This window comes from Marinobacter sediminum (genome assembly GCF_016820575.1).
Classification (GTDB): Bacteria; Pseudomonadota; Gammaproteobacteria; order Pseudomonadales; family Oleiphilaceae; genus Marinobacter; species Marinobacter sediminum.
Window position 1 is genome coordinate 36813 of sequence record NZ_JAEMQH010000005.1, and the last position, 13627, is coordinate 50439.

Genomic DNA, 13627 nt, shown 5'->3' on the forward strand with positions numbered 1-13627 from the left:
CCCATGTCCAATCCCACTGACCGTAACAACGGGGCGCCTGCGGTCTGGCTGCTGACCGACAACAAAGCGGGCCACCGGAACCAGCTGAAGGGCCTGGGCAATCGCCTTCGCGTGCTCACCGGCGCCAGTCTCCACTGGATTGACGCCAGCGAAGTTGAGGTGCCCGTATGGCGCGCTCTGCTGGGCATCGCCCCCACCCTTAATGCCGAATTGCCAGCGCCAAACCTGATTGTTGCGGCCGGCACGGGCACCCATCGACTGTTGCTGTCACTGCGCAGGGTCAGCCGCGCAAAGACGTTAACCCTGATGAAACCCGGCTTCCCCCTCAGCTGGGTCGACGGCGTGATCACCCCGGCCCACGATGCCATCCACAGCAAACACGTTCTGCTCACCGAGGGCGCACTTAATTCGATCACGCCTTTGGCCCGCATCACCGACAAACCAGAGGCCCTGATACTCCTCGGTGGCCCGTCGCCGCATTTCGAGTGGGACAATGACGTGCTGCTCGGACAGATCAATAACCTGATCGGGCAATACCCGGCATGGCGTTGGACCATCGGCGGCTCCCGCCGAACCCCGGAAGAATTGCTGGCCCGACTGGCAGAACTGCAGGGCCCCAAAATCACCGTTGTTCACCCAAAAGACACTTACCAGGACTGGCTTTCGCACCAGCTGGCCGCATCCAGAGCCGCCTGGGTCACTCCGGATAGCATGTCCATGGTGTGTGAAGCGGCAACGGCGGGGGTGCCAACCGGTATTTTTGAGCTCGCTGCTCGCCCTGCCAGCCGCGTCGCCCAGGGCGTTGGCCATCTGGTTGAAAACGGACGAATCGCCCACTGGACCGATCATGCTGCAGTCATGGCCGGGGATACTGTCCCAACAGCGACACTCTGGGAGTCCGATCGCGCGGCACGCTGGGTCATTGACCGGCACTTGCCCGCCTCGCGCGCAATCCCACCAGTGAACAAGAGGACAACTGAATGAGAATTCTCCAGGCCCTGCCCGCGCTTTACAGCGGAGGGGTTGAACGAGGCACCGTGGAATTCGCGTCTGACCTGGTCAAGCGCGGCCATGAGTCCTACGTGGTCTCCAAGGGTGGCCCGATGGCCGAGCAGCTGCGCGGCCAGGGTTCCAACCACATATTCATGCCAATCCATCGTAAATCCCCCGCATCGTTCGGACAGATCCTGCCCATGCGCAAGCTACTCCGGGAGCTGAAACCAGACATTGTTCATGTCCGTTCACGCATGCCGGCCTGGATCATTCGCCTGGCGCTCAGAGGCATCCCCGCCAGCGAGCGGCCGGCCGTGGTTGCCACTTTTCACGGCATGTACTCGGTCACCCCCTACAGCGCCATCATGACCCGGGCTGACCACCTGATTGCGGTTTCGAGCTGTGTTCGAGATTACGTTCTGGAGAATTACCCGGTGCCGGTGCACAAGCTCACGGTCATTCAGCGCGGAGTCGACCTGAACGCCTTTCGTCAACGCGAGCTCAGCACACAATGGCGGCAGCGGTGGTTTCGGCAGTATCCGCAACTGACTGGAAAGAAAATCATCATGATGCCGGGCCGGATTTCGCGCTGGAAAGGTCAACTGGACTTCCTGGCGATGATGGCAGAACTGGTCCGCCTGCGCCCAGATTGCCATGGCATTGTGGTTGGCGGCGCCGAACCGGGCAAGGAGCCGTTTTTGGAAGAGCTGGAAAAAGAACGCGCCCGCCTGAACCTGACCGATCATGTCAGCTTCCTGGGCCAACGCAACGACATGACAACCTTGTACCTGCTGGCCGATGTGGTCTGCCACATGAGCACCAAACCAGAACCCTTTGGGCGAACGGTCACCGAGGCCCTGGCGTCGGGTACACCGGTGGTCGCCTACAACCGGGGCGGCGCCGCCGAGACACTGCAGGCATGCTTCCGGGACGGCCTGGTGACGCCCGACGACACCGACGAATTCGCCGGAGCCGTCCTTCGGCTTCTGGATTCCGGGCCACCCGATATTGAAATCCCCTATCGCTTCCAGCTCCAGGCGCAAACCGAGGCCACGCTTCAGGTCTACGAATCCGTACTGGCAGGGCGCGAATCCCAGCCATGAACCGCTCGCGGCCATTGACGATTGCGCTCCTGTTTGCAACGCCGGGCACCGGCTGGGGCGGCATGGAAAAGCATACATTTGACCTGGCCCTCGAGCTGGCCCGGCGCGGCCACAGCGTGCACGTCATGGCGCACCGAAGTTATCAGGCCCGGTTTCCGGCCAAAGTGCATTTTCATCCTCTACCGGTTGAATACAGCCGTCTGAACCCCAGGCTTCACTTTGCCCTGCGGCAATGCCTTCGCCGGATCAAACCCGATGTCCTGCATGCCCACGGCAACAAAGCGGCGCAACTCGCCGGGCAAGCGCCACTGGGCCTCGCGCCGTTGCGCATTGGCACCGTACATGGCATCAAAAAAAGCCATAAAGCCTTCCTGCGTCAAGACGCGGTGATCGCGGTTAGTCCCCGGATTTTCGAGAATCTGGACCATGGCAACAAGCACCTAATCTACAGCGGCATCGCGACGGGAGACTCTCCAGAACGCAGCCCCAGCCCCGATGACGATCGCGCCGCCGCGGCCCCAACCCGATGCATCGCCGTTGGTCGGCTAGAGCCGGTGAAGGGGTTTCACACGCTGATCGAAGCCTGGGCACAGCTGACACAACCCGCACAATTAACGATTTATGGCGAAGGCTCTGAGCGGCCTCGTCTTGAACGGCTGCTCGACACTCTGAATCTGCATAACGATGTTGTGCTGCCCGGCTATTGCGAAGATTTACAGCCCGTCTATCGACACGCCGAACTGGCCATCATCAGTTCCGAGCGGGAAGGTTTCTCCTATGTCCTGATCGAGGCCCTGGCAGCCGGTTGCCCGGTGGTCTCAACACCGGTGGCGGGACCGGTGGAGCTGCTGCCACAAACTGCGTTGAGCCATGACGGCAGCGCCGAGGGCCTTCGGGCGGTCATCGACCAGGCCCTGTCCGACCTGCCCCATACCCGACAGGTTCAAGTACCCGCTATGCAGAGAGTCAGCACAGCCTTCACCATTGAGGCCATGGTGGACAACATTGAAAGGCTTTATCGGGAGGCCATGACGTGATCGACCTGTCAAACCAGACACCGTTCGCTTCCGGTTCCAACCGCCATTGCTACCGGCACCCGAGTTATCCCGACCGCTGCCTGAAAGTAATTCGCCCCGACAATATCGAGGCCCGCTACCAGCGGCAGCCGGCACTGAAGAAACTGTTGGGAAAAGAGCGGTTGAACGACAATCTTCAAGAGATCGAGGCCCACGAACAAACCGTCATTCAGCACCTTCTGACGCAAGGTCAGGACGACGTAGTATGGGCCCACTTGCCCCGTTTTTATGGCCAAACGGCCACGGCGCAGGGCCCTGCCAATGAAAGCGAATTTCTAACGAACCCTGAGGGCGGCGCAGCGGAAACTTTCGAGCACTATCTGGCCCGCGCTGGCTTTGACGAAACAGCCCAGGCCTTGGCCCAGGAATTCACCGACTGGCTGCAACGCACAGGAATCCTGACCCGCAACCTGCTGCCACACAATCTGGTGCTTGGCGTGCGAAACGAAAAGCTCAGGCTGTTTCTGGTGGATGGCCTTGGTGCACCGCTGATACCGAGCCTCCTCTCGACCAGCCGGAACTGGCGGCTACACTACATTGATCGGCGCATTCGCCGATTCTACAAACGCATTGAATGGGAAACCAGCGGGCGAGAGGAGCCATGGGAGCTTTCACAAAAACTCTAGGTTTTCAGCTCGCCTTCGGCCATCTGCAGGGGCGCCGAGACTGGCTCTGTCAGGCCCATATGATAATATGCCCGCCCCTTACACATATTTTTTCGGACATCTCAACCTCAAGCTTGGAGTGAACCTATGATTCATCCGGTCATCATGGCTGGCGGCACCGGCTCGCGTCTCTGGCCCCTGTCACGACAGTTGAACCCCAAGCAGTTCCTGAAACTGACGGACAGCCCGTTGTCCATGCTGCAGTCAACGGTAGCTCGGCTTGAGGGATTGAAGGCAGAAAAACCGCTGCTCATCTGCAATGAAGAACACCGTTTTCTTGCCGCTGAGCAAATGCGGCAGTCCGGCCAGGACGATGTCCAGATTATTCTTGAGCCCTGCGGCCGCAACACGGCGCCCGCCATCGCTCTGGCGGCTATCCAGTTGTGCGAGAGTGCTGACAGCGACAACCCGCTGATGCTGGTACTGGCGGCGGATCATCTGATCCAGAACACCGAAGCTTTCCAGCAGGGTGTTGCCAAAGCCATCCCCCTGGCGGAGCAGGGCAAGCTGGTCACATTCGGCATCGTACCCAGCCATCCGGAAACGGGTTATGGCTACATACATCGAGGCACTGAACTCGCCGCCGACTGCTACTCGGTCGACAAATTTGTCGAAAAACCGGACCTGGATACGGCGAATGCCTACCTCGCCTCCGGTGACTACCTCTGGAACAGCGGCATGTTTCTGTTCTCCGCCCGGGAATACCTGAAGGAGCTGGAGACGCACCGGCCGGACATACTGTCTGCCTGCAAGGCGGCCATTGCCGATGCCAGCGAAGACCTGCACTTTACCCGCGTGAATGCCGACCTGTTTGCCAAGTGCCCGGCTGAATCGGTGGACTACGCGGTTATGGAGAAGACCGACAAAGCAGCCGTGGTCGCCCTCGACGCGGGTTGGAGTGACATTGGCTCCTGGTCAGCACTCTGGGATGTCAGCTCAAAGGACGATGCCGGCAACAGCCTGACCGGCGACGTGATTGCCCGGGATACCGAGAATACCCTGGTGCGAGCCGACAGCCGTTTGGTCGCAACGGTCGGTGTCGATAACCTGGTGATCATCGAAACCAAGGACGCACTCCTGGTCGCTCACAAGGACAAAGTCCAGGATGTGAAAAGCGTGGTCGAGCAGATCCGCAACGATGGCCGCCATGAGCACATGAACCACCGTGAGGTCTACCGTCCCTGGGGCGTCTACGACTCCATTGATAACGGTACCCGCTATCAGGTTAAACGAATTACCGTAAAGCCCGGGGCCAAGCTGTCAGTTCAGATGCACCACCATCGGGCTGAGCACTGGATTGTGGTCAGCGGCACCGCCCGAGTGACCAATGGCGAGAAAACCTATCTTGTCACCGAAAACCAGTCCACCTTCATTCCGGTTGGCCAGGTTCATTCCTTGGAGAACCCCGGAGTAATTGATCTGGAACTGATTGAGGTGCAGTCAGGCTCCTACCTTGGTGAAGATGACATTGTCCGGTTCGAAGATCGGTACGGCCGCAATTAATCATGGCGTTATCGAAAGCAACATTCCTGATCTTTGCGCTTAAGCTGGCCGGCAAGCTGTCCCTGCGCGGCGCCCAATTGATTGGCCGCCTGCTCGGCACTCTGGGCTGGGTATTCAATAGCCGGTCGCGCAAAGTGACGGAAACCAACATTCGCATCTGCTTTCCGGACATGCCCGAAGATCAGCGCCGGGATCTATCCCGCTCAAGCCTTCGGCACACTGGCCAAACCCTGATGGAAATCCCGCTGATGTGGGAATGGCCGGTGCAGGATTGTCTCGAATTGATTCGGGAAGTTGAGGGCGAGCATTTGGTCCGTGAGGCCATCGCCAAGGATAAGGGCCTTGTGCTGCTGGCGCCCCATCTCGGCAATTGGGAGCTGACCGGGCTGTATTTTTCCTCCCACCACAAAATGGCCGCGCTATACAGCCCGCCCCACATCCGCGAGTTTGAAGATTACATGATCCGGGTGCGCGGACGCCTTGGTTCGGAACTGGTGCGCGGTGACCGGCGCGGGCTCGCCCGCCTGATCACACTGTTGCGAGAAGGCGGTGTAGCCGGAATCCTGCCCGACCAAAGCCCACGGGCAAAAGGCGTGGCCCATGCGCCATTTTTCGGCCTGAACGTGCGCACTATGACCCTGGTATCCAAGCTCATTCAAAAGTCCGGGGCAACGCCACTGCTGGCCTTCGCCGAGCGATTGAAAGAAGGCAAGGGTTTCCGGTTGGTCATTCGTGAGTGCGAGCCCAATCTGGAGGCCGTCGACCCCGTCGTCGCGACCACCGCCCTGAACCTGTCCATCGAAAACTGTGTCCGTGAAATCCCCGAGCAGTACCAATGGGAGTACAAGCGTTTTCGCCACCTCACGCCTGGAACTCCGAACCCCTACAACCCGAAAAAGCTGTGCCGCTGAACCTACTGGATGGTAAGAACCCCTGACGGGCAACATGCACCGGGCGCGTGTATACTAGGGCCCAAATTTTCATGCGGCTTTCAACGCAAACCGTCACGGACCCAACAACGTTATGACACCACAATCCATCGGCGTGGTTATTACCACCTACAACTCCCCCTTGTGGCTTGGCAAGGTTCTGAGCGGGTATGAAAACCAAACCTGGAAAGACTTTCGGGTCATCGTGGCCGATGACGGTTCCACGGAACAAACCCGGGAGCTGATTGAAAGCTTCCGGGCGCGCGGCATCCTCGCCATCGACCACGTCTGGCATGAGGACGATGGTTTCCGCAAGTGCCAGATTCTGAACAAGGCCATTCAGGAAACCAGCTGTGATTATCTGATCTTCACCGATGGCGACTGCATTCCCGAGCCGCGCTTTATCGAAACCCATCGCGCTCTTGCAGAGCCCGGACACTTTCTGTCAGGTGGGTACATCAAGCTCACTATGCCAGTGTCGGAAAAAATCTCTGATGACGACATTCGCTCCGGCGTGATCTTCACTCCGGAGTGGCTCGTCGAACACGGGCAGCCAAAGAACCACAAGCTCTGGAAACTGTCACCCTCCCCGCTGGTTAAAAAACTGATGAACACCGTGACGCCTGCAGCGTCCAGCTGGAACGGCATGAACAGCTCCACCTGGACCAAAGATTTGATTGCGGTTAACGGCTTCAATGAAGACATGCAGTACGGCGGTCTCGACCGGGAGCTGGGCGAGCGCCTGTGGAACTACGGCCACAAATCGAAGCAGATTCGCTACAGCACTGTGTGCCTGCACCTGGACCACGCCCGGGGTTACTCGAAGCCTGAGATCTGGGCGAAAAACCGGGCCATCCGAAAAGACGTGAAACAGAATGGAACCTTCTGGGCAGTAAATGGCATCGAAAAACGAGAGAACACCCAGTCTTCCTAACGTGTTGAACTCTCAGTACTGCTGAAGGAGCGAACCATGAAAGTTAAAGAGTATCCACCGTCACTGGCGCGCATGATATACCTGAACTCCCTGAATGCCGCTGGATTACACGATCCAGCGCGGGGGAGCGAGCTCCCGGTCATTGTTTCACTCACCTCTATTGAATCGCGACTCAAATGCGTGCATCTGGCCGTCCGCAGCGTGCTGAGGCAATCACAACCGCCAAAGAAGATTATTCTCTGGCTTGGGCACGAATGCGAAAACAAGATTCCGGAAAAGCTGCATCGTCTGCAAGGACAACGCTTTGAAATCAGGTTCAGGCCCGACGTTGGCCCTCACACCAAACTGATTTACTGCCTCAAAGAGCATCCAACTGAAACAATCGTGACCTGTGACGACGACCTCATGTACCCACAGGGATGGCTGCAGTCCCTCTATCATGCTCACACAAAAAATCCAGATCAGATCGTAGGCCACCAGTGCAGAAGGATCCGCTACTTGGAAGCCAGATCGCCGGCGCCCTATCGCCAATGGACCTATGAGGCCCCGGACAGCTCTGACACATACACCATGCCACTCGGTTACGGTGGAGTGCTCTATCCGCCGGGCTCACTATCAGAGATGTCCACATCGACTGATTTGTTCTCGAAGCTGTCCCCAAAAGCAGATGATCTTTGGTTCAAGGCAATGAGCCTCCTGGCAGGAACCTCTTCTCGAAATACGATGAAAACGGAACGCAAACCCTACCCGATTCCGTTCTCGCAAGGCGTGGCTCTCAAGAAGTCGAATGTCCGAGAAGACGCGAACAGAGATCAGTGGATGGAGCTCGCGGAACACTTTGATCTGCACCCTTAACGCCGGCTGGAAACTGATGAAATATTTGCGCCATCCAGATTATCAAGCACAGGTGCTCCCGAACCGGACAGCTCTATTCGCGAAAGACACGGTCAGTGCAGCTCTAACGTCGGACAATTCCTGGCGACAGGAAATTTGTCGCATGCTCGACTCTGAAGAGCCAAAACTGACAAACTCAATGGCCAGCTATAACCCCCCGCTGCTGCTGAAAACCAACACGCTTAAATATTTCAGCCAAAAGGTTCGGGCACGCTTTGGCATTCAGCGTCACGGACGCTTCGAATGGGCGACTGCGGAACTCGACACTGCCCTTCGCATGCAGGGCAAGCCCTACATACCGGAGATTTATGCCTACGGTTGGCGAGTTGATGGTTTTGGGCTCCCGGAGCAAACCTTCTCCGTGACGGAAAACTTGAGCAACACCGTTACGCTGGAAGAATGCATCCTGCAGCGACCAGAGCGCGCCACAGACGCGATGAAGCTGGCATTCGATACGCTTCTGACCGCAATGAAAGATGGCTTGTTGCACCTTGACCCCTGGGCGGGCAACTTTTTACTGTGCCCGGACCTCACGCAATGCTGGCTCATCGATCTTGAGTTTTCGAAAATCAACTCGCCCGCTCCACTGGAGCAACAGCTAGGATTTTCATTTGGCTTTTTCTTCCGCAATAAATTTGAGAAACAATGGTCACGCGAAAGGTATCTTTCGTTCGTAGACGGCTGGCTTACGGCGTCGGCTCCTGAGATCAGTTTCGAAGAATTTCAGGACCATTTTAGGTTCTATCTGGATAACCACGTGAAGCGCAAGAAACGCTTTGCAGCTTTCTAGACATGCCCTTTCACTTGGGGTTGGGTAGGCAATTATCATGCGACTAGCATCTACTGGTCGCCTTGTTTTTAGTTCGCACCGGGGCTGAGCACATTTTCACTATGACACCATCAATCGCCGTTATCATTACTACGAAAAACCGCCCCATCTATGTTGCGGAGGCTATTGAATCTGTCGTCAATCAGACAAAACCGGCCAGTTCGATCATTGTTGTCGATGACGGAAGCGACGCCCCCATTGCAGACCAGCTCGCCCCAAGACTTGCCGAGCGTTGCACCGTAATTCGAAACGAAAAGAGCGCTGGCGTATCTGCCGCTCGCAATCAAGGAGTTAAAGCCGCTACTACAGAGTGGCTTGTGTTTCTTGATGACGACGACTGGATAGATCCAGATTTCGTTCAGTCGATTGATCTCACAATTACCGAGCAGAGCGCAGCTAAAATCTTCTGGCCTTCCCGTTTGATGGTCATTGAGGCGACAGGCGAAACCAAATCCAGAAAAACACCCGCAGTAGCGCCAAACACTGAAACACTCAGCACAGAGTTAATGGCCAGCCTGATGGAAACCGGCTGCTCTGGCACTACCGTTCACAAATCTGCCTTTGAGAACGTGGGAGGTTTTGACGAATCACTGATTGTTTCCGAGGATCGAGATCTGACGTTCCGGCTGCTAGCAGCTGGCTTCCTTGCTCTGCCTGTTCAGCACGCCGTTATCAACATACGGGTGCATGAGGGCCCTCGCCTGAGCAGCCACGAAAAAGGTGAACTGCAGGCCAAATCAGATCTGAAGGCGATTGAAAAGAATCTGGATTTTTTGAAAACGCACCCTGTTCTCGCGGAAAAGTTCATGGGCAGGGCCGCGAAGCGCATGTGGGAACGCAATCACAAACGCGAAGCACGATACGTCATCAAACTGTTGGCAGGAATTTGTCCCTACTCCATTCGCGTGCGTCAAAGACAATTAAAGTGGCTGGTCGCTTCAGCCTTTTCTTAGTGCTTAGGGGCACGTCAGAGACATACACTTGCCTGAAACGGCCGGCATCTCTTCCTCTGTCTTAACGATAGGCATCTTTCGGAAACGACGCCTCCAGCTGTTCTTTATTTTCTTTGAATCGTTTCACGGAGGCCAGATCGCTGATTGATTCCAGGCAAACATCCAGCTCCTGCGCGTCCGTTATGCGAACGACATCCTCGTCAGGTTGGCTGGTCGTGGAATAATAGTCGGCAAATTTGAAGCGCCCTCCCGCAAGTCCATCTGAAAAAGACACCCATTTATTGGGCACCCCATAGGTATCCGCAAGTATCAACCCATGCAAGGACGAAGACAGAATAAATTCACATTCAAGCAGTTCACGAATAAAGCTTTCCGGGCTATTCCGAACATTGATCACATGGACATCCCCTCGGCTTAAGGCCTTGAACATCGACAAGTCTTCGTCGACGTAATGCGGAATGATGCCAATGCGGTACTTTTTCTCCACTTTGGGATCAAAAAAGCCTTTCATCAAAACCGCCGGATCACCCAAGGGAATGTCGAGGCCATTGGCAGCCTCACCGTACAGCAGTGCCTTGCTAAGGTGCCCCCGAAGAGCGTGAATTCTTAATTCAGAGACGGGGATCTTACTGGCAATTTCCGGCCCCAAAGTCCCGGTTCCCCATATGTCACTATTGCTCTTCGCCCTGTGCATCATGCTCCCGACAGCCAACATGTGCCGAAAATACCGGCTCTTCACGTTGTGTGCGATTCGACCAGTCAGTTTCTCGACCAAGTAGGGGGTAAGCAGATCACCAACATTCCTCTCTGCGCTGAAGTAATACACAGGCGCGCGATTACGCACCTTAATGTTGATGAAATCGTCGAAAAAGTAGAAAAACTTAGCCATCAAACCGACACCTTGTTAAACCTCTATCCCATTCAGCGCTTTCGGGAACGTCCAGAAAGCTAGAGCATAAAATCTAAGCGAACGAATAAGAAACTCGATCAATCTGGTAGAATCCCGCCTCTATTTCCGTCACATCTGCGCCCTTAAGAGCCTCTTTGAAATCTATGTCCAGCGATTCCATCAAACACTCCGCAAGCAACGCGCTCTGGTTTCTTCCTGTTGCCTACACCTTGACAGCCCTGTGGTGGCTCCCTGAGGGCGACAAATACTTCCCAGCAATTGTTTTACTAACACTCCTTCTCTGGGGAGTTCGTAAAATCGCACTGAAATCAACTGGAAACACCGAGCAAAATCTCAGGCAGCAAAAGATCGCTTTTGCGGGGGCCATTGTGCTGGCCACCTTAATCTTTGGCGTCGGCTACGTGCAAAATGACGGTAGCATAACCCAACTGAGGACGCTGGCGGCATTAAGCATTTTTGCCGGGCTGTCCGTTAATGCATCAATTCGCCCCAAGGTCTTGATCACGACGATTCTGATCTCTGGCGCGGCATTTACCACCATCTGCTTCTTTCAATATTTTGCAGCAGACATGCGCCGCGCTCATTTGCACTACAACCCCATTCCCTTTGCAACTGGCGTGGCAACGACGCTGGTGGCTGTTCTGTTTTTGGCATTTTCAACGAAGCATAAAACGGTCAGGATCGTGTCCCTTATTCTCACACCTCTTCTGATTGGCTCTGTCGCCATGACAGGTACGCGAGGCGTAGCCCTTCCGATCTTGTTGATCCTGCTCGCCTTGACCCTGCTGTTTCTTTATCAGCGAGGACGATCACACCGTGTCGCTACTGCAGTCATCGTGACCGTCCTCTTCGTGGCTACTGGGACAGGCGCTCACTTACTCCAAGGCAGACTGGACGCGACTATGACCGAGCTGGAACGGATTGAAGCCGGACACAACACCGGGTCTATTGGATTACGTCTCGAATTCTGGAGCGCCGCGCTAGCACTGTCGAAGCTCGAGCCGATCACCGGCCTCGGTGATCGCCATAAAGAACAGTTCCAGGAACTTGCGAAACAGGGGGAGGTGAACAAAGAAGCCGCCAACTACGCCCCTTACCACTATCACAATCAATATCTGGATACGCTGGTGAAGCACGGCATCCTGGGCCTTTCCGCATTACTGACCATCTTGCTGGTTCCAGCTTTTCTGGCGTTCAAGTTCTACCGAAATAACAAATTTGTTTTCGGAAGCGTTCTCGGCACCACCTTCCTTTATTTGGTTGCCTGCCTCACCGACGTTCCCTTTAACCATCCGGCAACCATCAGCATGTTTGCCACTTCAATGATCGCTCTGCTAAGCGTTGAACCGGAAATGCCAGCTCAAAGGGCTGAATCAGAACAGGATCTTTCGGTGACCACTTAATCTACACCAGCTTGCGCCAGCTCTACGCTTGAGTCTGGACACCCGCTTCAACCAAAAGGCTTTGAAGCCTTTATTTTTTTCCGCACTGATGCTGGCTCGAGCTTGCTCAATGTGACTGTTGCTGCGGTCTAGTGGATGAGCCAGGTCATGACTGAAATACAAGTTGAAGCCGCCACCTCGGGCAAGAATAGGCCACGCATCGGCAAGTTTTAGTGACCGCTTCTGCGAAGCAACAATCTGCGTGGCGCTGTAACGTGTCACGCCGTAGCAGCAGGTCCGGAACACGTGATGGTGGGAATAGGACGGCAGTTTGAAGACATCGCTTGCGCCTGCTGGCTTGCCGAAAATGTACTTTCTGGAGGGCATGCCCTCCTGGCCGCCAAGAATAATGACCGCATCCTCAGGAATCCCTCGCACTTTCTCGACCGAGCGCTGAATCCCCTGATCATTCCCAATTACATCATCCTCCAGGATGATCGCGCGTTCTGCACCACCCTCAAGAAACTGCTCCAAAACCTTCAGATGGCTGAGGCTGCACCCCACCTCTGCCGGCGAAAGAATCCGGTCGTGGTTTTCCATGGCACTGGAAATGTACTGGAAGTACTTTTGGGCAGGCAGCTGACGTCCGTCAACTGCGTCCGTCAGAATCATACCCGGATAGGAATCGGGGAACGCCTGCGACATCTGTTCTCGGCGTGAAGAATCGCCCACCATGGAAACTAGGTAAATGGGAATATCTGACATCAGTCGTACTCACGGTCGGGCGCTGCATCTCGCGCTTCACGTTTAATTCGGAACTGCTCTTTCTGACGAAAGACTTCATGATCAAAGCCCTGCTCATCGAACTCGACCTCCCCCTGGAGATCTTTCCGGGCTTGCACATAGGCTTTTCTCAGGTACAGGGGGAGCTCACCACTGGGCAACCTGGCACCAACATTGGCCAGGTTTAACATGGCCACTCGTCCAGTCAAAGCGACTTTGAAAACTCTCACATCGTCTTCGTCAACCATTTTAATATCGCCACTGGGGCCCAGTAAGAAATTCGTCAGATTGCCATCTGGCTGTTCGATACCCCTTTGGTGTAGATCAGCAATACACTCAGCCAGTTTTTCAAGCAGCTGTTTTTGCTCTTCCAGCCCAGCGGACTCCCGCAATGCCGCACGCAGAGAACGATACCCCTCAAGGAACTCAGTTGCGAATCCGAAACATCTAAGTTCCCGGACCCATCCTGCATATAGGACAGGCGGCACAGGGCCGCCAGCATTACGGATTTTATGCGCTTTTATGCGAGCTCTTTGCCAGTGAAATAGACCGAAAAGCGGCTTCCGGAAGCACTTGATTGCGGCTGGCTGGCTATCGATAAGAGCAGAATAAGTTATGCGGGTACGCCGGACATTCGCGTGTAATTCTCTTTGCAGAACAACGTTAGCCATGG

The 13627-nt window shown here is 55.5% G+C and carries 14 protein-coding genes; 11 read left to right on the forward strand and 3 right to left on the reverse strand.

What is annotated here, in order from left to right:
• Positions 1-3 precede the first annotated feature (3 nt).
• The 10 genes from FGO67_RS16205 (at position 4) to FGO67_RS16250 (ending at position 9879) form a co-directional block, all read left to right on the forward strand.
• Positions 4-984 carry a mitochondrial fission ELM1 family protein gene (locus tag FGO67_RS16205; protein WP_203301719.1) on the forward strand — a complete coding sequence of 327 codons (981 nt, stop codon included), beginning with the start codon at positions 4-6 and terminating at the stop codon, positions 982-984.
• Positions 981-2096: a glycosyltransferase family 4 protein gene (locus FGO67_RS16210; RefSeq protein ID WP_203301720.1), complete on the forward strand. Its 1116-nt coding sequence runs from the start codon at positions 981-983 to the stop codon at positions 2094-2096. The genes FGO67_RS16205 and FGO67_RS16210 overlap by 4 nt, the downstream gene beginning before the upstream one ends.
• Positions 2093-3133: a glycosyltransferase gene (locus FGO67_RS16215; RefSeq protein WP_203301721.1), complete on the forward strand. Its 1041-nt coding sequence runs from the start codon at positions 2093-2095 to the stop codon at positions 3131-3133. The genes FGO67_RS16210 and FGO67_RS16215 overlap by 4 nt, the downstream gene beginning before the upstream one ends.
• Entirely contained in the window at positions 3130-3798 is a 669-nt protein-coding gene (locus tag FGO67_RS16220; protein WP_203301722.1) for a YrbL family protein, read from the forward strand. The genes FGO67_RS16215 and FGO67_RS16220 overlap by 4 nt, the downstream gene beginning before the upstream one ends.
• 126 nt (positions 3799-3924) lie before the next feature.
• A complete protein-coding gene (locus FGO67_RS16225) occupies positions 3925-5340 on the forward strand; it encodes a mannose-1-phosphate guanylyltransferase/mannose-6-phosphate isomerase (protein WP_203301723.1) in 1416 nt (471 codons plus the stop codon).
• A gap of 2 nt (positions 5341-5342) precedes the next feature.
• On the forward strand, positions 5343-6251 hold the full coding sequence (locus FGO67_RS16230) for a lysophospholipid acyltransferase family protein (protein ID WP_203301724.1): 909 nt from the start codon (positions 5343-5345) through the stop codon (positions 6249-6251).
• A gap of 112 nt (positions 6252-6363) precedes the next feature.
• On the forward strand, positions 6364-7203 hold the full coding sequence (locus FGO67_RS16235) for a glycosyltransferase family 2 protein (protein ID WP_203301725.1): 840 nt from the start codon (positions 6364-6366) through the stop codon (positions 7201-7203).
• A gap of 36 nt (positions 7204-7239) precedes the next feature.
• Positions 7240-8058, forward strand: a complete 819-nt coding sequence (locus tag FGO67_RS16240) for a glycosyltransferase family A protein (protein ID WP_203301726.1) — start codon at positions 7240-7242, stop codon at positions 8056-8058.
• Positions 8059-8200: 142 nt separating this feature from the next.
• Complete coding sequence (locus tag FGO67_RS16245) at positions 8201-8887, forward strand: protein kinase family protein (RefSeq protein ID WP_203301727.1); 687 nt, start codon at positions 8201-8203, stop codon at positions 8885-8887.
• Between the two features lie 101 nt (positions 8888-8988).
• Positions 8989-9879, forward strand: a complete 891-nt coding sequence (locus tag FGO67_RS16250; protein ID WP_203301728.1) for a glycosyltransferase family 2 protein — start codon at positions 8989-8991, stop codon at positions 9877-9879.
• Positions 9880-9940: 61 nt separating this feature from the next.
• On the opposite strand, the gene FGO67_RS16255 is transcribed toward FGO67_RS16250, so the two are convergent.
• On the reverse strand, positions 9941-10768 hold the full coding sequence (locus tag FGO67_RS16255) for a polysaccharide pyruvyl transferase family protein (RefSeq protein ID WP_203301729.1): 828 nt from the start codon (positions 10766-10768) through the stop codon (positions 9941-9943).
• A gap of 164 nt (positions 10769-10932) precedes the next feature.
• Here FGO67_RS16255 and FGO67_RS16260 point away from each other — a divergent pair, with 164 nt between their 5' ends.
• Positions 10933-12192 (forward strand): O-antigen ligase family protein, encoded by a 1260-nt coding sequence (locus tag FGO67_RS16260; protein WP_238942538.1) that lies wholly within the window; start codon positions 10933-10935, stop codon positions 12190-12192.
• Here the strand turns inward: FGO67_RS16260 and FGO67_RS16265 are convergent.
• Together FGO67_RS16265 and FGO67_RS16270 are read right to left on the reverse strand one after the other, a co-directional pair.
• Positions 12163-12936, reverse strand: coding sequence for a glycosyltransferase family 25 protein (locus tag FGO67_RS16265; RefSeq protein WP_203301731.1), 774 nt, complete (start codon positions 12934-12936; stop codon positions 12163-12165). The genes FGO67_RS16260 and FGO67_RS16265 overlap by 30 nt on opposite strands.
• The gene (locus FGO67_RS16270) at positions 12936-13625 is read right to left on the reverse strand and encodes a BUD32 family EKC/KEOPS complex subunit (protein ID WP_203301732.1); all 690 of its coding nucleotides are present in this window, start codon (positions 13623-13625) and stop codon (positions 12936-12938) included. Before FGO67_RS16270 ends, FGO67_RS16265 begins: the two co-directional genes overlap by 1 nt.
• Positions 13626-13627: the final 2 nt, after the last annotated feature.

Excerpts from the sequence above, each read along its gene's own strand:
- FGO67_RS16245 (WP_203301727.1), top strand. The coding sequence starts at position 8,201 with ATGCTCGACTCTGAAGAGCCAAAACTGACAAACTCAATGGCCAGCTAT.
- FGO67_RS16215 (WP_203301721.1), top strand. The coding sequence starts at position 2,093 with ATGAACCGCTCGCGGCCATTGACGATTGCGCTCCTGTTTGCAACGCCG.
- FGO67_RS16250 (WP_203301728.1), top strand. The coding sequence starts at position 8,989 with ATGACACCATCAATCGCCGTTATCATTACTACGAAAAACCGCCCCATC.
- FGO67_RS16255 (WP_203301729.1), bottom strand. The coding sequence starts at position 10,768 with ATGGCTAAGTTTTTCTACTTTTTCGACGATTTCATCAACATTAAGGTG.
- FGO67_RS16260 (WP_238942538.1), top strand. The coding sequence starts at position 10,933 with ATGTCCAGCGATTCCATCAAACACTCCGCAAGCAACGCGCTCTGGTTT.
- FGO67_RS16235 (WP_203301725.1), top strand. The coding sequence starts at position 6,364 with ATGACACCACAATCCATCGGCGTGGTTATTACCACCTACAACTCCCCC.
- FGO67_RS16270 (WP_203301732.1), bottom strand. The coding sequence starts at position 13,625 with ATGGCTAACGTTGTTCTGCAAAGAGAATTACACGCGAATGTCCGGCGT.
- FGO67_RS16210 (WP_203301720.1), top strand. The coding sequence starts at position 981 with ATGAGAATTCTCCAGGCCCTGCCCGCGCTTTACAGCGGAGGGGTTGAA.
- FGO67_RS16205 (WP_203301719.1), top strand. The coding sequence starts at position 4 with ATGTCCAATCCCACTGACCGTAACAACGGGGCGCCTGCGGTCTGGCTG.
- FGO67_RS16240 (WP_203301726.1), top strand. The coding sequence starts at position 7,240 with ATGAAAGTTAAAGAGTATCCACCGTCACTGGCGCGCATGATATACCTG.
- FGO67_RS16230 (WP_203301724.1), top strand. The coding sequence starts at position 5,343 with ATGGCGTTATCGAAAGCAACATTCCTGATCTTTGCGCTTAAGCTGGCC.
- FGO67_RS16265 (WP_203301731.1), bottom strand. The coding sequence starts at position 12,936 with ATGTCAGATATTCCCATTTACCTAGTTTCCATGGTGGGCGATTCTTCA.
- FGO67_RS16225 (WP_203301723.1), top strand. The coding sequence starts at position 3,925 with ATGATTCATCCGGTCATCATGGCTGGCGGCACCGGCTCGCGTCTCTGG.